The sequence below is a fragment of the Arthrobacter sp. QXT-31 genome (genome assembly GCF_001969265.1).
GTDB lineage: Bacteria > Actinomycetota > Actinomycetes > Actinomycetales > Micrococcaceae > Arthrobacter.
This window is the reverse complement of the sequence record NZ_CP019304.1, coordinates 938,456-961,904: the sequence shown is the minus strand read 5'-3', so window position 1 is coordinate 961,904 and position 23,449 is coordinate 938,456. Positions and strand designations below refer to the sequence as shown.

Genomic DNA, 23,449 nt, shown 5'->3' with positions numbered 1-23,449 from the left:
CGTGGCCGGTCCGAAGAAAAAAGCTAAGTAGGCTTGCCAATCTGATAGTAAGCATGCTTAGGGTATAGATGCGAGGTTCGAGCATCGGCCTCGGCCACGACGGCACGACAGCCGGCCACGGTGGGCAACACCTACCAGTCGGGCGGCAGCGCCGTCGTCGGCCTCAGCGTGAACAGCCAAATGTGAACATGAAGTCAAACTCCAAGGAGACAGCATGCTGACCAAGGAACACATCGACGACCTGCTCAACAAGAACGGAAACATCGTCTCCGCAGACGGAGACAAGATCGGCTCCTTCGGGCAGGTTTATGCGGATGATGCCAACGGGCAGCCCACATGGGTGACGGCACGGACGGGCCTTTTCGGAACCTCGGAGTCCTTCATTCCCCTGGAAGGGGCGCGGCTTGAAGGAGACGACATCGTTGTCCCGTACAGCAAGAACCAAGTAAAGGACGCTCCGCGCGTGGACGCCGACGGCCACCTGGACCCGGCAGAAGAAGACCGCCTTTACGAGCACTACCAGCTGAACGGCAACGTGACCTACTCCGAGGCTGCGAACGGGCACAGCGCCGACTCCCGCCGGACAACGGAGCAGTCCGCTGCCAACCTTACAGCCACTGACCGGGACGCGGGGTTCGCGGCCGCAGGCAGCGGCGGAACCTACAGCGCGGCGGATGACAGGGCCGGCCGTGGAACGGCAGGGCTGGGCGACGATGACGCCATGACCCGTTCGGAGGAACGCCTGAACGTCGGCACGGAAAGGCAGGCTGCCGGCCGGGCGCGCCTGCGCAAATACGTGGTGACCGAGAACGTCACCCAGACGGTTCCCGTGCAGCGCGAGGAAGTGCGGCTGGAGCGCGAACCGATCACGGAAGGAAACCGGGGCGAAGCGCTCAGCGGTCCGGACATCAGCGAGGCCGAACACGAGGTGGTGCTCCACGAGGAACGCCCCGTGGTGGACAAGGAGGCCGTGCCCGTTGAGCGGGTCAGGCTGGACACGGAAACCGTCACCGATGAGGTGACAGTGGATGAACAAGTCCGCAAGGAGCGCATTGAGACCGACGGCGTCGAGGACACCCGACGTTAGTGTGCCTAACGCCGGGGCCGGGTTATCCGGCCCCGGCGTTGCCGGCATTTGGGGCTGGCCATGGTGCCAGCACGGGCTCAAAGGGGAAAGAAGGTCTAAACCGATGGTCCCGAATCCTGACGCAGACCAGTGGGGCCCTCACCAGCTGCTGTCCATGGCCGCCAGGCTTGTCCAGCGCAGGCAGGACCAGGCCCTGGCCGAACTCGGGCTCACCCACGCCGCGGTCATCGCACTGCAGGGCCTCCTCGACGGCCCGCTGAACCAGGAACAGCTGGCCTCTGACATCAAAGTCCGCAGCCAGTCAATAGGCCGGGTGCTGTCGCGGCTCGAGGCGGCAGGGCTTGTGGTTCGTGAGTCCAGTTCGCTGGACAGGCGGCACAACGAGGTTTCCATAACGGAAGCGGGGCGCCAGGCACTGGAGGCGGCCCGGAAAGCCGAGCAGGAGGCATTGCCCCCTGATGTCGTCGGAGGAACCGTCCTGGGCAGGGAACTGGCACGGGTCATCAGCTACTTTCCCGGCCGCGCTAAAGCCGGCTCTGCCAAGCCTCAGGATACATCCGCCGGAGGCGAGCCGGGTGCGGGGGAGAACGTGGAAGGGGGCCCTGCCGTAGCGGGCGCGCCCTTGGAAGGAGTGCCGGATGAAGGTGTTCAGCAGGGCTCCGGCACGGATTCGTCTGCGGAACCCGCCTTGCAGGCACCCGTCGCCGCAGAAGAGAATGCAGCGCAGGACGCCATCCCGGCGCCGCAGGACCGGGCCGGTGTCATACCGAAGCCGCACGGGAAGGGCGACTCCGCCCCCGTATAGGCGGGGTGATTGAGCAGGGATAAGTGCCGCCGCGCCACCGCGCGGCGGCACTTTCCTTTGCCATCCGGCCCGGTCACGCGGCCGGATGGCACCGTAGCTTCGACCAGATGGAACTGTAGCTTCGCCTGGATATCCCTAGCGCTGCCGTCGCATCGGATCCGGCCAGTTGCCGATGAGACCGGACATCGGATCCGGCCAGTTTCCAATCCGGCCGCGCATTGGGTCCGGCCAGTTTCCGATCCGGCCCTCGCCGGTTGCGGACTGCAGACGGGATGGGCGGTGGGCGGCAGACAGCGGGGCGTGCGTAGACATGACATATTCTCCTGACTGAACTGGTGGTCCATGCGCAGGGCTGCGCAGGTGGTCGTTTCTGCCCGGAAGGTGGGCAGGGGTGACCTGTTCAGTCGGGGGAGCACCCCGGATCAAAGGCTGGGCTGGCGGGAAGGTACAGGCCGGCGTCGAAGACCCGGGCGCCGGCAAGCAAAAGGGCACGGTCCCATCCGCCAGCCACGTCGGCGGCCTGGGCGCCCGAGCCTTCGAAGCCTGGGGAGGAGTTCCCCGACGTTCCCTCGCTCACGGCAAAGGGATGGAGCAGATCCCCTCCGGGCCATTCATGGAAGCGCAGGTTGTGGGTGACAGGGTGGACGGCCGCCAGCACCCGCCGTTCAGGCGTCGTCATCCGGAGTTCGGCCAGCGAAAGGCCGGATCCGGCGAAAGGCAGGGCTGCGCCCGCAGCCGGCGCAGCCCTGTCTGCAGCATTCGACGCCGGCCTCACCGCCGAGGGCGGAAGGTCATGTGACGGCACGGCAAGATTTGGCTGGTTGCCCATGGCACCGCGGTGCGGCGCCGTCCGCATGACGTCCGGTGCGGGATCCGCTGGTTGTTCCTGAGCCGGCACAGAAGGAACAGCTACTGAAGGAACAGGCACCCGCGGGACGGACACCGACGGAACCGGCAATGAGGGCGCCGGGGCCGCCGGAACAGGCACCGCAGGCGCGATGGGCAGCGGCGGCACGGACGCGATGACGTTCTGGGCCGCCGATATGAGGCTGTCCGTCTTGTTGAGGACGGGAGCAGCCGTTGCGGTGACAGTCCTGGTCACTGCGGAAACCGCCTTCGGCGCCCGGTTGACCACGGTGCCGGCGGTGTCCGCCACGATGCCCGCGACAGGCGACACCGGCTTGGTGACAGCAGCCGGGACGCTGGCTACCGCCGGCAGCTCGGGAATTGCCGGCAGCAGCGTGGCGACCGGAGCCACCTCGGAGACTGGGGAAACCAGCGGAGCAGGCACTGCGGATGTAGCGATGGCAGCCACAGGGGCTGTGTCCAACGAACCGCTACTGAGCGAACCGGTAGTTAGGGAGTTGGTACTTAAGGAACCGGGGTCCAGCGGGCCGGCCGAACCGGTGTCCCCGGATACTGCACCGGCGGATGCTGCGCCCCAAATAATCCAGGCCAGCGCGAGGACAACGGGCACCAGGAGGGCACGCACAAGAACAGCCTTGAGAAGGCGCAAGCTGTTGCCCATTGAAATCACCCCCCAGCGCAATGGGAGACCAGAATATGCCCGTCATGCGGTTCCGTCCAGAGGAAAAATATTCGCCTGTGAGCGGGCGCCTTCAATCGCAATAAAATTGAAGCAGAAGGTGCTCAGAGGATGTCTGGATCAATCGTCGTCGTCCTTGTGCTGCTGGCCGCAATCGCCGTCGTCGCCATTGTGGCAACGGTGCGGGCCGTCCTGCGCGACGGCCGCGGCGAAGGCCCGAGCGAACCGTCAGAAAAGCCGTGGACTGCCGGCAACCTGCCCAGTGAGCCGTATGCCCGGATCCGTTTCTAGTGCGGGGAAGGCTATTCCATCCCGGCCGCGCCTTCCTATACTTGCGCCATGGGAACCTCCCTCCTGTTCGGCGCGGTGGCTTCTAGTGCACTTGTTATTGGTGCGCTTATTGGTGTCCGTTTTGAGCTGCCAAAACGGCTGCTGGCAATCCTGCTGTCGTTTGCCGCCGGCGCGCTGATCACCGCCCTGGCGTTCGAGCTGTTTGAGGACGCCTATCAGCGCGGCGGGATTGTGCGTGCCGCGCTCGGCCTGCTGGTCGGTGCGGTGGTCTTCACCGCCTTGAGCGCGCTGCTGGACCGGTGGGCGCAGCCCGGATCCAGGTCGGTGCCCGCCGATGAGTACCGGGGCAGCGCCAAGCTGGATACGGATGCCGCCGCCGTCGAGAAGGCCCCCACAGCAGCCTCCACCCGGGGTGCCGCCGGAATGGCGCTGCTGGCAGCTGTGACGCTGGATGGCGTCCCTGAAAACATTGCCCTGGGTGTTTCCCTGGGGGAGGGAACCGGGGGCCTGGCACTCCTGGCCGCGATCTTCGTGTCCAACTTGCCCGAGGCGCTGGTGGGTGCCTCGTCGATGCGCAGCCAGGGCCGTTCCGCCGGGTCGGTCATGGGACTGTGGGCCGTCTGCGCAGTGTTGCTGGTCGCGGCGGTGGTCCTTGGCGCAGGTCCGCTGTCCGGCACGAGCCCGGAGACCATCTCGCTGCCGCTTGCCTTCGCAGCCGGGGCGGTCATCGCCTCCCTCGCGGACACCCTGATGCCGGAGGCCTATGAACACGGCGGTCCGGCCGTGGCGCTCAGCACGGCGGCCGGGTTTGTGCTCTCCTTCGTGCTGTCCCTGGCGTAGGTTGCTGGCCCTGGCGCAGGTCCCTGGCCCAGGGCCGACCCCGGAGCGCCGGCGAACGGGCACTGTCCGCACAAAAAAGTTGGTGCAGACGCCCATGACTTTGCGTGGCCGCCTGCACCAACCGGTAGTACGAATACTCAGATTAGATATCTATTCATTCGCGGCTCCTAGTTCCCGGCGTTCGCGTTCCGGGCTATTTCCTGTCCTCGACCGGATGCCGTGAGAACATCCAGCCACAGGCAATCATCAGCACGCCCAGCACCATGTGCGTCCAGTTGTCCAGCATGTTCAGCGACAGGAAGTTGGCCGCCGAATCCACTCCGACACTGAGCCCGTAGATGCTAAGGACGATGTACAGCGCACCGGCGCCCAGAAGGAACCTCCGCGCACCCATCTCGCTGCGTGACATGGCCCAGCCGGTCGCGCCAATGACCAGCTGCACGATGTTGAGCAGCATGGACACCTGGAACAGGCCGAGGAACATGGCGTGCGAATTGGGGCCAAGGAACATCAGTTCGCCGTACCGTGCGGTGATCCCCGGGATGAATCCCAGTACACCGACCACCATCAAGACAATACCTACACCCATGCCGGCGTTCTGGACGTCAGTCCTGCCAAAGTGGACGCCGTGTGCATGTGGGGATGCGGTAGTCATTTCTGCCTCCAACCACTGAATGCGGACAAGCTAATTTTACGTCCGGCCTTCCGAAAAAGCGCTCGCCGCCGAACGTGCCGTATACCGGAGCGGGTGCAGGACCGTTCGAGTTTCCGGCCCTGTTGAGCCTGTCGAAGACGGGTCGGCGGGGCGCCGCGTGGCACGATGGAGGCGATGAAACTGCGTGCTGACCAGACCGGAGACCGTGGGCTGCCCATGCCCTTGTGGCTGCAGGGCGGCCTTGAGTCCGCGCAGGCGGCCTTCATCTCGGCATTGCTCGTCGTCGTGCCTATCGTTGCGGTGTGGGCCACCTCCGGTTTCGGAAGCGCTGGCCTCGATGTCCTGGCCCGGCTCGCCGGCCAGGCCTGGCTGGTCATCCACGGGGTGCCGCTGTACCTCACCACCGTGGGGGAAGGCGCCGCAGCGAGGCCCGAGGCCGGCACACTGTGGCTGCTTCCACTGGGCCTGACCCTCATCCCGTTCCTGCTGGCCTGGCGCGCGGGCAGACGCCTGGCCCGGGCCTCCTACACTGACCAGCTGTGGCAGGCGCTGCTGGGTTCGTGGCTGGTCTATGCGGGTTTTGGCATCGCCACCGGCTTTATCTGCCGGACCGAGGACGTTGGGGTCTTCCTGTGGTGGGCAGGTCTTTTCCCGCTGGTTCCCTTCGGCCTCGGGATGGTGATCGGCGCCCGGCGCGAGGCCGGTTCATGGAGCCGGCTGATCGGCGTCGACGCCGTGGACTGGATTGCGCGCACCAGCCAGCATTCGCGGTGGGCGGGGTCGTATCTGGCCTCTGCGGCCAAGGCCGGTTTCGTGGCGGTGATCGCGGCGCTCGCCATCTCGTCGGCGCTGCTGGCGGCGGACCTTTTCATCCACTGGAACCTGGTGGTGGCGGTCTATGAAGCGGTCGACGCCGGGCCCGTCGGGGGCGCGGCCCTCACCATTGCGCAGCTCGGCTTCCTGCCCAACCTCGCCGTCTTCGCGCTCGCATGGCTGAGCGGCTCCGGGTTTGCGCTCGGCGCCGGGTCGCATGTGGGGCCGCTGGGGACGGCAGTGGGGCCGCTTCCAAGCATCCCTGTTTTTGCCGCGATTCCTGCCGGCCCGCTTGATTTCGGCTTCGTGGCGCTGGTGGTTCCCGTGCTCGCCGGGGTCTTGGCCGGCTGGTGGTTCCTGCGTGAAGGCGAAAACCACTTCGATGAATGGCTGTCCATCAAGCTTCACGTCCGCTGGCTGACCGCCGCGGCGTCCACGCTGTTCCTGGCGCTGATCGTCGGGACCGCTGCAGGCGTGCTGGCTGCCGCCCTCGCCTGGCTGGCGCGTGGCTCGGCCGGCATCGGCCGGCTCACGGACATTGGCCCGGACCCCTTGTGGACGGCAGTCTGGCTGGCCGCGGAAGTGGGCATCGGCGTCGTAATTGGGTACGCGGCGGGACCATGGCTGGAACGCCGGCAACTGCGGGATGCCGAGCTGGGAACTGCCCCGAGCAGCAACTAGCCCCGCGGACCTCGCCGGGCCCTTGCCGCTGTCAGCGGGCGGGCTGCTGAAGCGGACGGGGCAGCGAGTTCTCCAGCTGGACCCGGCACTCCGTGCTTGCCTTGCTGGTCAGCGCCTGGCGGGAGCACTGCTGGAAGTCGCGCACCTGGTTGAAGAACAGGGCCGAGGTCAGGACCAGGAGAACCATGACGGCGGCCACCACCAGGCCGGAAATCGTGCCGAACAGGACCAGCTTGGATTCCTTGAACCGGATGGCCCGGATGAGCACGATGATCCCCAGCACGATCCCCGCCGCCGTCAGGATGGCGGTGAGCCACAGGTAGGCGATGTCCAGCTGGAACACGAAGAAGGCGCCCAGCACCGCCACGATGAACATGCGGAACAGGTTGTGCGTCTTCTGGAGCGAGGCTTTGGCCTCCTCGCTGAGCGGACGCGCGGTCCGCTGCCGCCCCTGGGGGCCGGGTGTGGGGTTCATGTTTTCCAGCCTACGCGAGCAGCCGCCTAAGCTTGAGCAATGCGCATAGTAGTCCTCGTCTCCGGAACCGGTTCAAACCTCCAGGCGGTCATCGACGCCGTTCAGGCCGGGGACCTGGATGTCGAAATCGCCGCAGTGGGCGCGGACCGCCCGGGAACCTACGGCGTGGAGCGCTCTGCCACAGCGGGGATCGACACGTTCGTGGTGGACTTCAAGGCCTACCCCGACCGCGCAAAGTGGAATGCCGCGCTGACCGAGGCCGTTGCCGCGTACCAGCCGGACGTGGTGGTGTCCTCGGGCTTCATGCGGATCGTGAGCCCCGAGTTCATCGATGCCTTCGACGGAAAATACCTCAACACGCACCCCGCCCTGCTGCCGTCCTTCCCCGGTGCCCACGGTGTCCGCGACGCCATGGCCTACGGCGTGAAGGTCACCGGCTGCACCGTGCACTGGGCCGACGCCGGGGTGGACACCGGCCCCATCATCGCGCAGGAGGCCGTGGCCATCGAGGACGGCGACACCGAGGAAACCCTGCACGAGCGGATCAAGGTGGTGGAGCGGCGGCTGCTGGTGTCCACCCTGGCGTCGCTGGCCGCCGAGTACGCCGCCGCCCAGGCCCCCAAGTAACCGACCCTCCTCCCCACCCAACTAACTCGCATTTAATGTCGTTTTGAGCCTTCAAAACGACAACAAGTGCGAGTTAGTTGGGTTGCCACGGCGTTGACCTGTGGATAACGCCCGCAGCAGGTTATGGGTTTGGGACCATGGTCCGGTGAAGACTCCTCAACCGCTTCCCGAGCCGCTTGCTTTGGCGCCCTTCACTTGCCAGGAGGCCGCCGACGCCGGTGTCAGCCTGCGGCGGCTGCGGCACGGAGCGCTGTCCGCGCCCAGCCGCGGCATCAGGGTGCCCAAGTATGAACGCCTCCCAGGGCCAGGACTGCCGGAGCTGGTCCGGCCCTTCACGAGGGTGACCCAGTTCTCGGCTGCGTCCCACGCCACAGCGTTCACTTTCTGGCAGTTTCCGGGTTTCCTCCCCGGCACAGAGGATCCACGGATTCACATCTCCCGCCCGGACAGGATGGCCATTCCCCGCCGCACGGGGGTGTTCGGCCACGTGGGTCAGTTCTTCGACGACGAAATCGTCTCTGTTGGCGGCCTGCTGGTGACCAGCAGGGTCCGGACGTGGCTGGATATCGCTCGCAGGATGAGCGTCGAGGAGCTGACCGTGGTGGCTGACCATCTGGTGCGAAATCCTCGGCCGGAGTTCGAAGTCAGAAGGGAGCCTTACGCCACCCGTGAGCAATTGGCCGACATGCTGGATCGGCACAAAGGCACCCCCGGCATCCGGAAGGCCAGAATTGCACTCGAGATGGCACGCGTCGGTGCGGACTCGGCACCCGAGACGCGCCTGCGGCTGGCACTGGAGCAGGCCGGCCTGCCGGAACCGGAACTGAACGTGCCTACTGAACTCCGTCCCGGCGTCGCACGCGAACCCGATCTCGGCTATCCGGAATACAAAGTTGCCGTCGAATACGAGGGGGAAGGCCACTCCGAGCCTGGCCAGATCGTCCGGGATATCGCCCGAGAAGAGGACTATAGTCGTGCCGGCTGGCTGCCGGTCAGGATCTCAAAGCGCCACATGCAGCATTACGCGCTGTCCGCCGTCGCGAAAGTCCGCGACGCGCTGCTTAGCAGGGGGTGGGTACCCAAGTAGCTCGCAGTTGTTGTCGTTTTGACGGCTCAAAACGACAACAACTGCGAGCCAGGTGGGAGTTACAGTTAGGCTGGCCGGTGATAGCGAAGCTTGCGTAGACCGCGGATGGTTCGGACCCTCTTCGCAGCAAACCGCCACGAATTTATATCGACGTGCGGGCGTTTCATCGGTGCGGCAGATGGAAGGGCAATTTTCCGTCTGGCTAGACTTTGTCGGACCACGAGGACTGTCCCGGCAAGGATGACTGTCGCCGCATAAAGCCAGTAATCGAGCGGACGTGGGGCAGGCTGGAGGAGCGCCAGAAGGTCCTCGCCAAACGCGATCAGCGCCGTGGCCGTGGTGACGGTAGCCACTGTCATTAGACGGGAAATAAACCTAACCCGCTGTTCTGCTGTTTCGAGAAGATCCGCAATGTGGGCAGCGGCTGACCACTGCAGAGTGGCCGCAAGCTTGGAAGCGTCTGCCAGGGCATCCGCGAGCTTACCCTCTAGGGCCTGAAGTTGCTTCTCTGGATTCGTTGCGTCGGCCGGTCTGGCTCCCGGCGCGACCGTCCAAGCGGTGTGCACCGGCTTCCGCTTGTAGTGCGTCGCTCCGGTCCGAGCACTTTTCTTTCGAGGAGCACGGTGACTATGGGCTTTATAGATGGCTTCTGCCGCTGCCGTTGGAGTGATGAAAGACAGTTTTGCGGCCCGGTCCGCCAAAGAGACATCAGCGTTGTGGCCCACAGCGGTCGCAACTGGAACAGGGGATCTGTGAATAGCCAAGGCGAGGTCGACGCGGTCATATCCACGTAAGTGACTCCAGGGACCCCCGCCCCGTATAAGTACGACGAGGTCCGTATTCGCCTGGTGAGCCTCGTCTAAGTGGGCTTGGATAGTTTGAATGCTGCTGTTATCCGTCCACGACAGAGCTCGGTATGCGATGTCGACGGCAGGAGACCTGACGTCTCCGAAGCGGTGCTTGAAGTCACCCACGCCCTTGGCCCCGGCCGGCGCCAAGACCATGATCCGGCTGGGCCTGCGATCCATGCCTTGGAAGACGGTCTCCGGATCGGCATGGACGAACAGCTCCCCAAGGCGCTCGCTAGGTACGCCAGCCGCCCGTAGTTCGGCCTTCGCCGCTCTGTCCGCCAAGTAGAGAGCCCCTCGTCGGGCGAATTCAGGTTCGATCCCTGTGACCCTAACGCAGACCTTGCCGTCTTGTGCGAGCCAGGTGGTGCCTGTGAGTTTGAGGACCATCCCCGCTGTCATGGCTTGTTGGAGCGAAAGCCCCGCCCGCCGCAGCGAGTCTTCGATCCCGGGGGCTCTGTCCTCCCAGATGGTGCAGGACAGGACGCTCACGCCGTCCGCAGTCAGGGTGACGAGGTCGAAGTTCCATTTCGCGCCCGACTGAACGGGTGCGACGCACTCTCCTTGAATGCCCCACTCACGCTTGGCGATGGCCTTCTTGACTGACCTCCTGACTTGGCTGACCGAGACATGCTCGGTAGCAAGGGACGGAGTCTTGGCGGACGTAGTCATGGGCCTCCCAACCGGCTGGAGACGGTCCCCAGCGTTCCTGCCAGAGCCTAGCGCCGCCATCGGACATGACCCGTCAAACGGCCGGATCTGGCGCCCAAGTAACTCGCAGTTGTTGTCGTTTCGACGGCTCAAAACGACAACAACTGCGAGTCAGTTGGGAGGGGGAACCGTCCGGTTACTCGAGGCGGCGCTGGCGGGTTTCGGGGGAGAAGAACGCCATCCACAGCACGGACAGGACCACCAGGCCGCCGGCGAGGGCAAACGACGTGGCCAGCCCCAGCTGCGGCCAGAAGTAGTTCGCGAAGATGAGCGGGCCGAAGCCTGCCCCCAGCCGCGAGAACGTGGACGCCCAGCCGAAGCCGCTGCCGCGCAGTTCCGTGGGGTACAGCTCGGACACGTAGGCGTAGAGCACCGGGATGGCCACCTGCACCACAAACCCGAACACCAGCAGCCAGAACACCGCGGCGGTGGGCACATCCACCACGAAGGCCACCACCACCAGGATCAGCGCCGACAGCGGCCCCGTGATGGCCAGCAGCCACTTGCGGCCCAGGCGCTCCACGAGCAGCGCTGCCGCGATTACACCCAGAAGCCCGACGGCGGCCATCCCCGCCGTTGTCAGGAACGCCTTGTATTCGGCGAACCCCGCGCCGATCAGGATCCGCGGCATCCAGGTCAGGGACAGGTAGTAGACCAACAGGATGCTCATGAACAGGGCCCATGATGCGGCCGTGATCTTCCAGTTGAACTGCCAGACACCGCGCAGCTGCTGCCAGGCGCTGCCGGCGGAAAGCCGTGGCACGGCCTGCGGCTCGGGCAGGCTGTAGGCGCGGGGCTCGGCTCCAGTGGCCTCAACCAGGCGGTCAATCACCCGGGCGGCTTCGTCCCGGCGGCCCTTGCGGATCAGGAACAGCGGCGACTCCGGCACGCTGCGCCGCACCCAGAACACCAGCAGGGCGGGCAGCACCATGACGAGCATGGTCAGGCGCCAGTCGGCAAACGCGGCCACGAGCCAGGCGGACACGAAGCCGCAGAGCGCAGCACCCACGGGCCACCAGCCATCCATGGCGGTGAGGACCCGGCCGCGCTGCCTGCGCGGCGTGAATTCACCCACCAGCGCGTAGTCCACCGGAATGCAGCCGCCCAGGCCGAAACCCGCCATGAAGCGGAACACGCAGAACCAGATGAAGTCGGGGGAGAAGGCGCCAAGCACCGTGAACAGCGAGAAGATCAGCAGCGTGGCCGCGAAGGCCTTCCTGCGACCGATGGTGTCCGCGATGGTGCCCCAGATGAAGGCGCCGAGGGCCATCCCGATCAGGTTCGCGGTGCCGATCCAGCCGGCCTCGCCCGGAGTGAGGCTCCAGTGGCTGGACAGCAGCGGAATGAGGATGCCGTTAAGGGTGACGTCCCACGCATCGAACATGAATCCCAGGCCCCCGATCAGGAAGATCCGGCCCTGCACTTTCCAGCGCCACGGCAGCTCCTGGACTACCTGCTCGCCACTGGGGACAGCGGTGTAAATGTTCATTTCGGCCTCCTGCTTAAACCTTACGTTGCTAAAGGCACCGGAGCCCGGGTCTCCGCCCGGTCCCCGGGCCCGCCTTCACACTCTGCCGGCCAGCCGGACGAGGCGTGCCGACACGATAAACTGGCCGTATCCCCACCAACCGCGGCACATCAACCGCGTTATAAAGACGGAGACTTTTGTGACCCTGACGCAGCTTGACCGTGTTCCCATCCGCCGGGCCCTGATCTCGGTATACGACAAGACCGGTCTGGAGGAGCTCGCCAAGGGCCTGCACGCAGCAGGCGTCAAAATCGTTTCCACCGGCTCCACCGCCAAGAAGATCGCCGCGGCCGGCATCCCGGTCCAGGAAGTCGAGGAAGTCACCGGTTCCCCGGAGATGCTGGATGGCCGGGTCAAGACCCTGCACCCGCGCGTCCACGGCGGCATCCTCGCCGACCGCCGGGTCCCCGCGCACATGGAAACCCTCGCCAAGATGGAGATCGAGGCCTTCGACCTCGTCGTGGTGAACCTCTACCCGTTCGTGGAGACGGTGAAGTCTGGCGCCGCCCAGGACGACGTCGTGGAGCAGATCGACATCGGAGGCCCTGCCATGGTGCGCTCCGCCGCGAAGAACCACGCCGCCGTCACCATTGTGGTGGACCCGACGTTCTACGGTGACGTGGTCCGCGCCGCCGCAGAGGGCGGCTTCGACCTCAAGACCCGCCGCCGGCTCGCCGCGAAGGCGTTCGCGCACACGGCCAGCTACGACACCGCCGTGGCCACCTGGACCGCCAGCCAGTTCCTCGACGAGGACGGTGACGGCGTCATCGACTGGCCCGCCTACGCCGGCCTGGCCCTGGAACGCTCCGAGGTGCTGCGCTACGGCGAGAACCCGCACCAGCAGGCCGCGCTGTACGTCGACAAGGCAGCCCCGGTAGGCATCGCCCAGGCAGACCAACTGCACGGCAAGGCCATGAGCTACAACAACTTCGTGGACGCCGACGCAGCACTGCGGGCCGCCTACGACTTCGCCGAGCCCGCCGTGGCCATCATCAAGCACGCCAACCCCTGCGGCGTGGCCGTCGCCTCCGCCGGCGCCGCGGACCCGATCGCCGACGCCCACGCCAAGGCCCACGCCTGCGACCCCGTCTCTGCCTTCGGCGGCGTCATCGCGGCCAACCGCCCGGTAACCGCCGGCATGGCCAACACCGTCAAGGACATCTTCACCGAGGTTGTCATCGCCCCCGGCTTCGAGCCCGAGGCCGTGGAAATCCTCAGCAAGAAGAAGAACATCCGCCTGCTCGCCCTCCCCGAGGGCTACGGCCGCTACCCGACCGAAATCCGCCAGGTCTCCGGCGGTGTGCTGGTGCAGGTCACCGACAAGGTGAACGCCGACGGCGACAACCCCGCCAACTGGACGCTCGCCGCCGGTGAAGCGGCCGACGACGCCACCCTGGCCGACCTCGCCTTCGCCTGGACCGCCTGCCGCGCAGCCAAGTCCAACGCCATCCTGCTCGCCTCGAATGGTGCCGCAGTCGGCATCGGCATGGGCCAGGTCAACCGCCTGGACTCCTGCAAGCTCGCGGTGGAGCGGGCCAACACGCTCGGCGTGCAGGTTGAGTCCAATGTCGACGGTGCAGGCGGCGCCTCCAACGCGGACGCTGCCGGCGCACCTGCCCGTGCCCGCGGCGCGGTCGCAGCCTCGGACGCGTTCTTCCCGTTCGCCGACGGCCTGCAGATCCTGATCGACGCCGGCGTGCGGGCTGTTGTGCAGCCCGGCGGCTCCGTCCGGGACGAGGAAGTCGTCGCCGCCGCTAACGCTGCAGGCATCACCATGTACTTCACCGGCGCCCGCCACTTCTTCCACTAGTCCCCACCGCCTCCCTAACCTCGCTGCGCTCGGCCAGGGAACCCGGGCGGCGTGGGCCCAACCGCCTCCCTAACCTCGCTGCGCTCGGCCAGGGAACCCGGGCGGCGTGGGCCCAACCGCCTCCCTAACCTCGCTGCGCTCGGCCAGGGAACCCGGGCGGCGTGGGCCCAACCGCCTCCCTAACCTCGCTGCGCTCGGCCAGGGAACCCGGGCGGCGTGGGCCCAACCGCCTCCCTAACCTCGCTGCGCTCGGCCAGGGAACCCGGGCGGCGTGGGCCCAACCGCCTCCCTAACCTCGCTGCGCTCGGCCAGGGAACCCGGGCGGCGTGGGCCCAACCGCCTCCCTAACCTCGCTGCGCTCGGCCAGGGAACCCGGGCGGCGTGGGCCCAACCGCCTCCCTAACCTCGCTGTGCTCGGCCAGGAACCCGGCGGCGTGGCCCAAGCAAAGCCCGACGGCGGCTGCCCCTAAGGGGACGGCCGCCGTCGGGCTTTAACTTACTTTTCTTCAGATTGGGGCTGGCTTTCCTCCGGATCCGGCAACCGGATGTCCCGGGGGACGGCTTCGGCCATCCGTTCCGGGGTCCAGTAGGCCAGGATTTCCTCGGGCGTCCGGCTGACGTTGTGGCTTACCTCGGCGCCGTCAGATTCGTCACTTCCTCTGTGCACTGTCGTAGACCTTCATGATGGTCGAACCCCAGAAGGGTCCGAACATGGTGGTTGAACGTGTTCCGTACCCGTAACTGTTGACGGAGTTCTGGAAGCCGTTGGGACCGTCCGCCTGATCCGTGTCGCCCTGGACAAACCACGGGCCGCCTGAGGAACCGCCGGTCATGTCGCAGGAAATGCCCTGCGAATTGAACTGGGGGTTGATAGCGTCGTCTTTGGCTGTGCCCGTGCAGCTTACGAGCGTTTGCCCTGTGAACGGGGCAGCGGCGGGGTAGCCGTAGGACTTGTACGTCAGGCCGCGCGGCTGGCTGAATTCGACGCCGGACGCACCCACCACATCGGCGAGGGTCTTGCCTCCCACCCGGGCCACCACGGCGAAGCCGGTGTCGTACCTGATGTCGCCGCCCGAGGTCCATTTCCGTGCGGCGTGCAGCGACCGGGCAGGCCACTGACCGTAGGGGGCCTTCCCGCTGACGTAGCCCGGAACGAAGACCCAGTTGGTGGCGAAGGCGCCCGGTCCCTCATTGACGCAGTGGCCGGCGGTGGCCACCAGGCTCTTGTTGGCGGCGGTGACCGAGTTGCCGGAGCAGACGTAATTGGCCCCGCCAAGGGTGAAGAAGACCTTGCCGATGTGGCTCACCGGGGCTTCGTCTACATGCAGGGCGGTGGTCTGCGCCGTGGTGCCGGCGAATCTGGTCAACTCTCCCGACTCCACTTCAGCCGCGGGCCAAGGGCCTTTGTTGTCCTGCCGGGCCACGGCCTTGGCGGCGAGCACTTCCCCGGGAACGGCGGCGCGCATGCGCTCGGGTGTCCAGTAGCCCTGTGGGCTGGACACCGGAATGCTTTCGACCTGGAGTTGGGTCGAGTCCTGCGGCGTGGCAGAAGAGGCTGTTGCGCCGCCGATGGCGCTCGCGGCCAGCAGCAGACCAGTGGAGAGGCTCAGGAGGCTGCCGGCCAGAGTCTTTTTGCTCGTCATTGCGGTCCTACCTATCAGGTGGGGCGGGCCCCGCGAGGCACGCCGGGTGACTGATTGACCTACCCGGGGGATGACAAGCTCGGTTGGTGACGATTCAAGTTTTTGTTTGCCAGGTAGGGGGGTGCTGATCTGCCCCTGCCGCAAGGGGTTCCAACTGACTTCAGCCGCCGAAGCGGTATTCGTTTATGAGAGAAAGATTAGGACTCATAGGCCCCGGGGACAATGGATAGTGTGGCGGAAGACACGGGAACGGGGTCATGCAGGGCCGCCGGGCCGTCCGGGTAAGGTTCAACCGGTTCACCTCGGGTAAGTTAAAGGTTGGTGAAATAGCCGGAATACCAGATACAAGCCGACCTTCAGGGAGACGCCCGAGCATGGCCAAAATTATCTATACCCACACCGACGAAGCGCCGATGCTGGCCACATATTCGTTCCTGCCGATCATCGAGGCGTTCGCGTCCACGGCAGGTGTGCAGGTGGAGACCCGCGACATTTCGCTGGCCGGCCGCATCATCGCCGTCTTCGGCGACTACCTCACTGAAGAGCAGCGGATCGGTGACGCCCTGGCTGAACTCGGTGAACTGGCAAAGAAGCCGGAAGCCAACATCATCAAGCTGCCCAACATCAGCGCATCCGTGCCGCAGCTGAAGGCGGCCATTGCGGAGCTTCAGTCCCAGGGCTACAAGCTGCCGGACTACCCGGACAACCCGACGTCGGACGAAGAGACCGCCATCCGGTCCCGCTATGACAAGATCAAGGGCTCCGCAGTGAACCCGGTCCTGCGTGAAGGCAACTCGGACCGCCGCGCGCCGCTGTCGGTCAAGAACTACGCCCGGCAGAACCCGCACTCCATGGGTGCCTGGACCCCCGAGTCCAAGACCAACGTGGCACACATGGACGCCAACGACTTCCGCTCCAACGAGCAGTCCGTGGTGGTCCCGGCCGACGGCACCATCGAAATCCAGCTGGTCCGTGAAGACGGCACGGTCAAGGTCCTGAAGAAGGCCTTCCCGGTCCTCGCCGGCGAAGTGATCGACGGCACCGTGATGCGCGCCGCCGCCCTCGATGAGTTCCTGGCGGCACAGGTAACCCGCGCCAAGGAAGAGGGCGTGCTCTTCTCCGCCCACCTGAAGGCCACCATGATGAAGGTCTCCGACCCCATCATCTTCGGCCACGTGGTCAAGGCCTACTTCTCCGAGCTGTTCGACACCTACGGCAAGCAGCTCGCCGCGGCCGGCCTCAGCCCCAACAACGGCCTCGCCTCCATCCTCAACGGACTGGACGAGCTGCCCGAGGACGTCCGCGAGGGTGTCCAGACCGCGATCAAGAAGGGCCTCGAAGAGGGCCCCGCGCTCGCCATGGTCGACTCCGACAAGGGCATCACCAACCTGCACGTCCCCAGCGACGTCATCGTGGACGCCTCCATGCCCGCCATGATTCGCACCTCCGGCCACATGTGGGGTCCGGACGGACAGGAAGCCGACACCCTGGCAGTCCTGCCGGACAGCTCCTACGCCGGCATCTACCAGGTTGTCATCGACGACTGCCGCGCCAACGGCGCCTTCGACCCCACCACGATGGGCACGGTTCCGAACGTCGGCCTCATGGCCCAGGCCGCCGAGGAATACGGCAGCCACGACAAGACCTTCGAAGCCCAGGTCCCCGGCAAGATCCAGGTGGTCGACGGCTCCGGCAACGTCCTGATCGAACACGAAGTAGCCCCGGGCGACATCTGGCGCGCGTGCCAGACGAAGGACCTGGCCATCCGCGACTGGGTCAAGCTGGCCGTGAACCGCGCCCGCGCGTCCCAGACCCCGGCAGTGTTCTGGCTGGACGAGGCCCGTGCCCACGACGCCAAGCTCATCGGGAAGGTCCGCGAGTACCTCCAGGAGCACGACACCGAGGGCCTGCAGATCGAGATCCTCTCCCCGGTCAAGGCCACCGCCTTCACCCTGGAGCGCATCCGCAAGGGCGAGGACACCATCTCCGTCACGGGCAACGTGCTCCGCGACTACCTGACGGACCTGTTCCCGATCCTGGAACTGGGCACCAGCGCCAAGATGCTGTCCATCGTTCCGCTGATTAACGGCGGCGGCCTCTTCGAGACCGGCGCCGGCGGTTCGGCCCCGAAGCACGTCCAGCAGCTCCTGAAGGAAAACCACCTGCGCTGGGACAGCCTCGGTGAGTTCCTGGCGCTGGCCGTCAGCTTCGAGCACCTGGCCAACACCACGGACAACGCCCGGGCCCAGGTCCTGGCCGACACCCTGGACCGCGCCACCGGCACCTTCCTGCTGGAGAACAAGTCCCCGAGCCGCAAGGCCGGCGAGATCGACAACCGCGGCAGCCACTACTACCTGGCCCAGTACTGGGCACAGGAACTCGCCAAGCAGACCGAGGACGCCGATCTCGCGGCCTCCTTCGCGCCGGTGGCCGAGGCGCTGACGTCCAACGAGGACGCCATCGTCTCCGAACTGCTGGGCGCCCAGGGCCAGCCGGCCGACATCGGCGGTTACTACCACCCGGACGCCGAGAAGGCTGCGGCAGTCATGCGGCCGTCCGCCACGCTCAACAAGATCGTTGCCAGCCTGGGCTGATTCTTCGGCCCGCCGCCAGGCACCAGAAACGCCCCGCCACTCGCTTGAGTGGCGGGGCGTTTCTTCTTGTCCTTGCCGTGCCGGCTGCCGCCGGTCTGGGCGTTGGCCTACCGGTCGGGAATGTCGTCGCGGCGGGTGTCGGTATGCCGGGTTTCGTTGCGCGGCTCACCTGTGCCCTCATCCCCGTAAGGGGCGTCGACGGCGAGGTCCGGGTCCGTGCTCACCGGCCGTTCCGTGGCCGAGGCGTCGTAGGCGTCACCGGATTCGTAGCTGCGTCCCGGGACCGCGTCCATGCCGGCACCCTCGGAGTAGCCGGTGCTTGCGCCCGGGTCCCCGTCACCGCCGGCCGCCGTGGCCCCCCAGGTGCCTGTCTCCCTGCTCGCTCCGGCACCGCCGGCACCCGCCGCTCCCGCTCCGAGGCCGGCGGCACCCGCCGTCCCGACGCCGCCGGTTCCGCTTCCGACGCCGGTGCCAGCCGCCGTCGTGCGGGCGTCACCTTCCACCTCGCCGCCGCTCACGCTCTCACGCCAGGCGCCGGTTTCGGTGTCACGTTCCTCGATGAACTTCTTGAACTTCTTCAGGTCCGAGGCGACCTGCCGCGAATCGAGGCCGGTGGCTGCGCCGAGCTTCTCCACCGCGGATTCCGGCTCCCAGGTCAGCTCCACGTTCACCTTGGTCTCGTTGGCGCCGAGGGACTCAAACCACACGGTGCCCGAGTTGCGCGGCTCATTCAGGCTCTCCCACGTGACGCGCTGGTCCGGCTCCTGGACGGTGATCTGGGCGTCGTACTCGCGCTTCACACCCGCGATGCTGGTTTCGAAATGAACAGTGGTGTCATCGAGCTGGCGGACGGCGTCCACGCCGCTCATGAAGTTGGGGAAATCCTCAAACTGGGTCCATTGGTTGTAGGCCTGGCGTACGGGGACATCGACAGTGATCGATTCCTGGACAGTTGCCATGCTTGGTTCACTCCTTCAGCGTACGGGGGGATGGCCCGTGGTTCTGATTGCCCTTGTTCGGATGGAACACCTCCAACGTAGCGGGAAGCACGCGGCATTTGAAGAGAGAAAGTAAGGTTGCTGACTATGACGCGCGCAGCGCCCGGATGACGGCCCACGGTTGTGGGCGGCGGCCGGGTTTCGTAGGGTACTAAGCAGGCTTATCTTTCGGCCGCGCGCCCAGCGCCGGTGGCCGAGTCCGGTTAGGCCGCCGTTTCGGAAAGGATTAGCTCTGTGCCTGAAGAATCAGCAATCAACATTCCGGGAGCACCGGCAGGCGAGCAGCCCGCCGTCGTCGAGCCCACCACCCCAAGGGAACCTTTGCCGCCCAAGCCGGACCAGCAGGGGCCGGAGGCAGTGTCCCCGACCGGCAGCCCCACCGGCGCGCCGGAACACGCCCGGGCGCAGTCCGGGCAGTACCTGACTACCGCACAGGGCCTCCGGCTGACGGATACGGACCATTCGCTTAAGGCCGGTCCGCGGGGACCGATCCTGCTCCAGGACCACCACCTCCGGGAGAAGATCACGCACTTCGACCACGAGAGGATCCCGGAGCGTGTGGTGCACGCCCGGGGTGCTGGCGCCCACGGCGTGTTCCGGTCGTACGGCACGGCCGCCAACATCACCCGGGCAGGCTTCCTCGCCAAGGACGTGGAAACTCCCGTGTTCGTCCGGTTCTCCACCGTCCTCGGCTCGCGCGGCTCCGCCGACACCGTCCGGGACACGCGGGGATTCTCCACCAAGTTCTACACCGACGAGGGTGTGTACGACCTGGTGGGCAACAACATCCCGGTGTTCTTCATCCAGGACGGGATCAAGTTCCCGGACATTGTGCACGCCGCAAAGCCGCACCCGGACCGCGAGATCCCGCAGGCCCAGAGCGCCCACGACACGTTCTGGGATTTCGTGTCGCTGCACACCGAGGCCCAGGCGCACACCATGTGGAACATGTCCGACCGCGGCATCCCGCGTTCTTACCGCACCATGGAGGGCTTCGGCGTCCACACCTTCCGCCTGGTCAACGCCGAGGGTGCCACGACGCTCGTCAAATTCCACTGGAAGCCGAAGCAGGGCGTGCACTCGCTGGTCTGGGAGGAGGCCCAGATCATCAACGGCATGGATCCGGACTTCCACCGGCGCGATCTGGCGGACGCCATCGAGGCCGGCGCCTACCCGGAATGGGAGCTGGGAATCCAGACGTTCCCGGACACCGAGGACCAGATGTTCGAGGGCATCGACCTGCTGGACCCCACCAAGTTTGTGCCCGAGGAACTGGCTCCCGTCCAGCCGATCGGCCTGATGACGCTCAACGCCAACCCGGTCAACTACTTCGCCGAAACGGAGCAGGTGGCCTTCCATCCCGGGCACCTGGTGCCCGGCATCGACGTCACCAACGATCCGCTGCTGCAGGTCAGGCTGTTCTCGTACCTGGACACCCAGATCTCGCGCCTCGGCGGGCCGAACTTCGCACAGATCCCCATCAACCGGCCGCAGGCCCCGGTGAACGACATGCTGCGCGACGGCATGCACCAGACCGCCGTCCACGCCGGCGTGGCGCCCTACCGGCCCAATTCCCTCGACGGCGGCTGCCCGTTCAAGGCCGGCGCGGACCTTGGGGCCTTCGTTGACGTTCCGGAAGCTGTGGCCGAAGCCATCAAGCAGCGCAAGAACCCCGCCTCCTTTGATGATCACTACAGCCAGCCGCGGCTGTTCTTCCGGAGCCTCACTCCCGTGGAGCAGGACCACGTGATCCAGGCCTACACGTTCGAGCTCGGCAAGTGCTACGAGAAGCCCGTCCGTGAGCGCCAGCTGCTCGCCCTGGCTAACATCGACGCCGAACTGTGCGCCGCCGTTGCCCGCGGCCTGGGCATGCCCGCTCCGGAGGCAACCGAGAACGTGCCCGAGGCCCAGCCCAGCCCTGCCCTCTCCCAGCTCGGCAAGACCTGGCCGGTGGCCGGCCGGGTTGTCGGGATTGTGGCGGACGAGTCCAGCGACCTCGAGGCGCTCCGGGATGCCCGCAAGGCGCTCGACGACGCCGGCATCCTGCCGCTGGTGATCGCCCCGTCCGGCGGGACGCTCGGGGGAGAGGCCGACGGCGGGATCCCGGTTCAGCGGACCTACCTCACCGCACGCTCCACCGAGTTCGATGCGATCATCCTGGCAGGATCGGCGGAGCCGGCGGACGACGCCGAACAGGGCCTGGACGCGAAGGCCGGCGAACCCGGTGCCTCGCTGGATCCGCGCGTCGTGCTGCTGTTGTCAGAGGCCTTCCGGCATGCCAAAGCCATCGGCGCGTGGGGCTCGGGCGCAGCCGGCGTGGACGCCGCGAGCATCCCGGATGACGCGGCCGGCGTGGTGCTCGGCGACAGTGCAGGGCAGGTGGTTCCGCAGATCCAGGAGCTGCTGGCCGCCCACCGGGCGTGGGAGCGCTTCCCGGCAGCGACCTCCTGACGGTCGTGCACAGGCAGAAATTCTCCTGACGGTTGAAAACAAGGACTGGTCCCAAGGTGGGACTAGTCCTTGTTTTTGCCCGCCCCCTTGTTTCCTTCCGAACTGCCCTTCCCGGAGTTGTCCTGCTGCCCGCCGTTTGCCGGAGCCGGCACCGGCGCAGGGGCGGGAACCGGGACCACCGCCACGGGGGAGGGAGCAGGGGAGGGTTTCGCAGTTGCCGCGGCCTTAGCGGCCGCGTCCGCAGCCTTCTTTTTGGCGGCCTGCGCGGCGGTCAGGTCGGCCCGGACGGCGCTGATGGCCGCAACGATGCTCCGGTGGCGCTTGAAGGAAACCTGCCCGGCGGCCGCCGCAGCATCCAGCTCGGCAGACAGTCGGTCCAGTGACGTCAGGGCGGCAGCGGGATTGCTGCCGGCTGCAGACCGGGTGACCTCCAGGACCCGCTGCTGGAGCTTTGCGGCTGCGTCTGCTTCGAGTTCCGGGGTGGAGCCGGCGCAACCGGCCAGTCCGGCTGCAAGCATGCACCCCGTGAGAACTGTCACCGCCCGGCGCCACGCGGCCGGTGTCCGGCGTGGGCTCATGGTTCAACACTCCTTTGCAGCTCTTTGAGATGGTCGCCCAAGGTGCCGCTGACGCTGGGGTAGGGAACGACGTCGGGCGTTGCAGGTGCGTTGGCGGCGACAGTCAGCGCGGCTGCTCCGCCAAGCAGAGCGGCGGCGGCAAGCCCGGCGCCGATCCGGAAACGTCGGCGTCTCTTCGCTGCGCCCACGCGGGCGCTTGGGCCTGGCAACGTTTCGGGTGCTGGTGACGGGTGTGCTTGAGTTTCGGCTGTTGATTGCGGCTCGGATGAACCGGACGGAAGTATCGACGGCGGCCGGGACGGCAGCGCGGGAAGAATGCGGGTGTGTTCCTCTGCCAGCTCTCCGGGAGCGGAGTCGGGTGACACGAGGGCATGCCGGAGGGCCACTTCCAGGTCGGCGGCGGAGGGCCGCTCCAACGGTTCGAGGGCGGTCATGGAAGCGAGCAGGTGTTGCCATTCAGTGGGCAAGTCATCGGGGATTTCCGGGGCACGGTGCAGCCGCGCCACCGCTGATTCCACCGCGCTTCCCGGGTACTCGACAGTTCCCTTGATGCATTCCAGCAGCACGAGGCCGAGCGAATAGATGTCCGAGGCGGGCGAGAGCGGGGAGCCCATGGCCTGTTCGGGGCTCAGGTAGGCGGCCGTGCCCACCATGGTGCCGGTGGCTGTGAGGCGCGTGCCGTCCTCAATCCGGGCGATGCCGAAGTCGGTCAGTTTGGGGCGGACCGGTTCGCCGGGCCGGACCTGGACGAGGAGGATGTTGGCGGGTTTGATGTCGCGGTGGATGATGCCCAGCCCGTGAACGTAGGCGAGGGCATCGGCGATGCCGGCGCCGATGACGGACAGTTCGTCGAGCGGAACGCGGCTATGGCGGATCCGGCTGCGCAGGTCCTGGCCCTCCACGAGTTCCATGGTCAGGAAGGGCCTGGGCTGGTCCGGTATGCGGGTGTCCACGCCGGCGTCGAACAGGGTGACGAGGCTGGGGTGGTTCAGGGTTGCAAGGAGCCGGATCTCGGCTTCCTGCCGTTTGAGTTCGTCGGCGTCGGCGGCCTGCGGGGCGAATAGCTTCAGGGCGACGTCCCGGCCCAGGTTCTCGTCGGCGGCTGTGTAGACCGAGGACATGCCGCCTCGTCCGATCACTTCACCCAGCCGGTAGCGCCCGCCCAGTACATCCGTTGTCACCCCGACGGGCGTTTCTTCCAACACGTTGCCGTCCTTATCCGCTGTGGCTCGGTGTTAAGGATAATACGTGTACTTATTAAATTTTGCCGCGGGCTGTGGCTGGCGGACCGGCTGTCGCCGGCGCCTGACGCCCAGACGAGCACGGCTTCGCCGGCGGTCCGGCATCTGGGAGTCTTGTGAACTCCCTTGCGGCGGACCGC

At 66.5% G+C, this 23,449-nt stretch carries 20 protein-coding genes; 10 read left to right on the top strand and 10 right to left on the bottom strand.

The features are described from left to right. Positions 1–214: 214 nt before the first annotated feature. A complete protein-coding gene (locus BWQ92_RS04380; RefSeq protein ID WP_076798461.1) occupies positions 215–1,087 on the top strand; it encodes a YsnF/AvaK domain-containing protein in 873 nt (290 codons plus the stop codon). Between the two features lie 103 nt (positions 1,088–1,190). Further along, on the top strand, positions 1,191–1,892 hold the full coding sequence (locus BWQ92_RS04375; RefSeq protein WP_076798460.1) for a MarR family winged helix-turn-helix transcriptional regulator: 702 nt from the start codon (positions 1,191–1,193) through the stop codon (positions 1,890–1,892). Between the two features lie 400 nt (positions 1,893–2,292). Here BWQ92_RS04375 and BWQ92_RS04370 read toward each other — a convergent pair whose 3' ends face one another. Further along, the gene (locus BWQ92_RS04370; RefSeq protein WP_172804242.1) at positions 2,293–3,420 is read right to left on the bottom strand and encodes a hypothetical protein; all 1,128 of its coding nucleotides are present in this window, start codon (positions 3,418–3,420) and stop codon (positions 2,293–2,295) included. A gap of 129 nt (positions 3,421–3,549) precedes the next feature. Here BWQ92_RS04370 and BWQ92_RS04365 point away from each other — a divergent pair, with 129 nt between their 5' ends. Both BWQ92_RS04365 and BWQ92_RS04360 read left to right on the top strand, forming a co-directional pair. Next, positions 3,550–3,729 (top strand): hypothetical protein, encoded by a 180-nt coding sequence (locus BWQ92_RS04365; RefSeq protein WP_076798458.1) that lies wholly within the window; start codon positions 3,550–3,552, stop codon positions 3,727–3,729. A 48-nt stretch (positions 3,730–3,777) separates the two neighbouring features. Continuing rightward, positions 3,778–4,569 (top strand): ZIP family metal transporter, encoded by a 792-nt coding sequence (locus tag BWQ92_RS04360; protein ID WP_076798457.1) that lies wholly within the window; start codon positions 3,778–3,780, stop codon positions 4,567–4,569. Positions 4,570–4,762: 193 nt separating this feature from the next. On the opposite strand, the gene BWQ92_RS04355 is transcribed toward BWQ92_RS04360, so the two are convergent. After that, positions 4,763–5,224, bottom strand: a complete 462-nt coding sequence (locus BWQ92_RS04355) for a DUF4383 domain-containing protein (protein ID WP_076798456.1) — start codon at positions 5,222–5,224, stop codon at positions 4,763–4,765. Positions 5,225–5,398: 174 nt separating this feature from the next. Between BWQ92_RS04355 and BWQ92_RS04350 the strand changes: the two genes are divergently transcribed. Next, the gene (locus tag BWQ92_RS04350; protein ID WP_076798455.1) at positions 5,399–6,718 is read left to right on the top strand and encodes a cell division protein PerM; all 1,320 of its coding nucleotides are present in this window, start codon (positions 5,399–5,401) and stop codon (positions 6,716–6,718) included. Between the two features lie 31 nt (positions 6,719–6,749). On the opposite strand, the gene BWQ92_RS04345 is transcribed toward BWQ92_RS04350, so the two are convergent. Then, positions 6,750–7,193 carry a hypothetical protein gene (locus BWQ92_RS04345; RefSeq protein WP_076798454.1) on the bottom strand — a complete coding sequence of 148 codons (444 nt, stop codon included), beginning with the start codon at positions 7,191–7,193 and terminating at the stop codon, positions 6,750–6,752. Between the two features lie 39 nt (positions 7,194–7,232). Here BWQ92_RS04345 and purN point away from each other — a divergent pair, with 39 nt between their 5' ends. Further along, a complete protein-coding gene (purN, locus tag BWQ92_RS04340; RefSeq protein ID WP_076798453.1) occupies positions 7,233–7,820 on the top strand; it encodes a phosphoribosylglycinamide formyltransferase in 588 nt (195 codons plus the stop codon). Positions 7,821–7,965: 145 nt separating this feature from the next. Further along, the gene (locus BWQ92_RS04335) at positions 7,966–8,907 is read left to right on the top strand and encodes a hypothetical protein (RefSeq protein WP_076798452.1); all 942 of its coding nucleotides are present in this window, start codon (positions 7,966–7,968) and stop codon (positions 8,905–8,907) included. A 65-nt stretch (positions 8,908–8,972) separates the two neighbouring features. On the opposite strand, the gene BWQ92_RS04330 is transcribed toward BWQ92_RS04335, so the two are convergent. Then, the gene (locus BWQ92_RS04330) at positions 8,973–10,427 is read right to left on the bottom strand and encodes an exodeoxyribonuclease VII large subunit (RefSeq protein WP_076798451.1); all 1,455 of its coding nucleotides are present in this window, start codon (positions 10,425–10,427) and stop codon (positions 8,973–8,975) included. Between the two features lie 175 nt (positions 10,428–10,602). Further along, entirely contained in the window at positions 10,603–11,955 is a 1,353-nt protein-coding gene (locus BWQ92_RS04325) for an MFS transporter (RefSeq protein ID WP_076798450.1), read from the bottom strand. A 178-nt stretch (positions 11,956–12,133) separates the two neighbouring features. Between BWQ92_RS04325 and purH the strand changes: the two genes are divergently transcribed. After that, positions 12,134–13,804, top strand: a complete 1,671-nt coding sequence (gene purH / locus BWQ92_RS04320; protein WP_076798449.1) for a bifunctional phosphoribosylaminoimidazolecarboxamide formyltransferase/IMP cyclohydrolase — start codon at positions 12,134–12,136, stop codon at positions 13,802–13,804. A gap of 496 nt (positions 13,805–14,300) precedes the next feature. On the opposite strand, the gene BWQ92_RS23815 is transcribed toward purH, so the two are convergent. Continuing rightward, positions 14,301–14,471: a hypothetical protein gene (locus BWQ92_RS23815; RefSeq protein WP_172804241.1), complete on the bottom strand. Its 171-nt coding sequence runs from the start codon at positions 14,469–14,471 to the stop codon at positions 14,301–14,303. Beyond that, positions 14,455–15,447, bottom strand: coding sequence for a trypsin-like serine peptidase (locus BWQ92_RS04315; protein WP_076798448.1), 993 nt, complete (start codon positions 15,445–15,447; stop codon positions 14,455–14,457). Before BWQ92_RS04315 ends, BWQ92_RS23815 begins: the two co-directional genes overlap by 17 nt. A 374-nt stretch (positions 15,448–15,821) precedes the next feature. On the opposite strand from BWQ92_RS04315, the gene BWQ92_RS04310 reads away from it, so the two are divergent. Continuing rightward, a complete protein-coding gene (locus BWQ92_RS04310; RefSeq protein WP_076798447.1) occupies positions 15,822–18,041 on the top strand; it encodes an NADP-dependent isocitrate dehydrogenase in 2,220 nt (739 codons plus the stop codon). A 107-nt stretch (positions 18,042–18,148) separates the two neighbouring features. Here BWQ92_RS04310 and BWQ92_RS04305 read toward each other — a convergent pair whose 3' ends face one another. Then, positions 18,149–19,000, bottom strand: coding sequence for an SRPBCC family protein (locus tag BWQ92_RS04305; RefSeq protein WP_076798446.1), 852 nt, complete (start codon positions 18,998–19,000; stop codon positions 18,149–18,151). Positions 19,001–19,273: 273 nt separating this feature from the next. On the opposite strand from BWQ92_RS04305, the gene BWQ92_RS04300 reads away from it, so the two are divergent. Beyond that, positions 19,274–21,490, top strand: coding sequence for a catalase (locus BWQ92_RS04300; RefSeq protein WP_076798445.1), 2,217 nt, complete (start codon positions 19,274–19,276; stop codon positions 21,488–21,490). A gap of 62 nt (positions 21,491–21,552) precedes the next feature. Here BWQ92_RS04300 and BWQ92_RS04295 read toward each other — a convergent pair whose 3' ends face one another. Both BWQ92_RS04295 and BWQ92_RS04290 read right to left on the bottom strand, forming a co-directional pair. Further along, positions 21,553–22,068: a hypothetical protein gene (locus BWQ92_RS04295; protein ID WP_076798444.1), complete on the bottom strand. Its 516-nt coding sequence runs from the start codon at positions 22,066–22,068 to the stop codon at positions 21,553–21,555. Next, positions 22,065–23,189: a serine/threonine-protein kinase gene (locus BWQ92_RS04290; RefSeq protein WP_442856761.1), complete on the bottom strand. Its 1,125-nt coding sequence runs from the start codon at positions 23,187–23,189 to the stop codon at positions 22,065–22,067. Before BWQ92_RS04290 ends, BWQ92_RS04295 begins: the two co-directional genes overlap by 4 nt. Positions 23,190–23,449: the final 260 nt, after the last annotated feature.

Excerpts from the sequence above, each read along its gene's own strand:
- BWQ92_RS04370 (WP_172804242.1), bottom strand. The coding sequence starts at position 3,420 with ATGGGCAACAGCTTGCGCCTTCTCAAGGCTGTTCTTGTGCGTGCCCTC.
- BWQ92_RS04345 (WP_076798454.1), bottom strand. The coding sequence starts at position 7,193 with ATGAACCCCACACCCGGCCCCCAGGGGCGGCAGCGGACCGCGCGTCCG.
- BWQ92_RS04315 (WP_076798448.1), bottom strand. The coding sequence starts at position 15,447 with ATGACGAGCAAAAAGACTCTGGCCGGCAGCCTCCTGAGCCTCTCCACT.
- BWQ92_RS04375 (WP_076798460.1), top strand. The coding sequence starts at position 1,191 with ATGGTCCCGAATCCTGACGCAGACCAGTGGGGCCCTCACCAGCTGCTG.
- BWQ92_RS04360 (WP_076798457.1), top strand. The coding sequence starts at position 3,778 with ATGGGAACCTCCCTCCTGTTCGGCGCGGTGGCTTCTAGTGCACTTGTT.
- BWQ92_RS04290 (WP_442856761.1), bottom strand. The coding sequence starts at position 23,189 with ATGTCCTCGGTCTACACAGCCGCCGACGAGAACCTGGGCCGGGACGTC.
- BWQ92_RS04355 (WP_076798456.1), bottom strand. The coding sequence starts at position 5,224 with ATGACTACCGCATCCCCACATGCACACGGCGTCCACTTTGGCAGGACT.
- BWQ92_RS04365 (WP_076798458.1), top strand. The coding sequence starts at position 3,550 with ATGTCTGGATCAATCGTCGTCGTCCTTGTGCTGCTGGCCGCAATCGCC.
- purN (WP_076798453.1), top strand. The coding sequence starts at position 7,233 with ATGCGCATAGTAGTCCTCGTCTCCGGAACCGGTTCAAACCTCCAGGCG.
- BWQ92_RS04325 (WP_076798450.1), bottom strand. The coding sequence starts at position 11,955 with ATGAACATTTACACCGCTGTCCCCAGTGGCGAGCAGGTAGTCCAGGAG.
- BWQ92_RS04330 (WP_076798451.1), bottom strand. The coding sequence starts at position 10,427 with ATGACTACGTCCGCCAAGACTCCGTCCCTTGCTACCGAGCATGTCTCG.
- BWQ92_RS04295 (WP_076798444.1), bottom strand. The coding sequence starts at position 22,068 with ATGAGCCCACGCCGGACACCGGCCGCGTGGCGCCGGGCGGTGACAGTT.
- BWQ92_RS04305 (WP_076798446.1), bottom strand. The coding sequence starts at position 19,000 with ATGGCAACTGTCCAGGAATCGATCACTGTCGATGTCCCCGTACGCCAG.
- BWQ92_RS04350 (WP_076798455.1), top strand. The coding sequence starts at position 5,399 with ATGAAACTGCGTGCTGACCAGACCGGAGACCGTGGGCTGCCCATGCCC.
- BWQ92_RS04310 (WP_076798447.1), top strand. The coding sequence starts at position 15,822 with ATGGCCAAAATTATCTATACCCACACCGACGAAGCGCCGATGCTGGCC.
- BWQ92_RS04380 (WP_076798461.1), top strand. The coding sequence starts at position 215 with ATGCTGACCAAGGAACACATCGACGACCTGCTCAACAAGAACGGAAAC.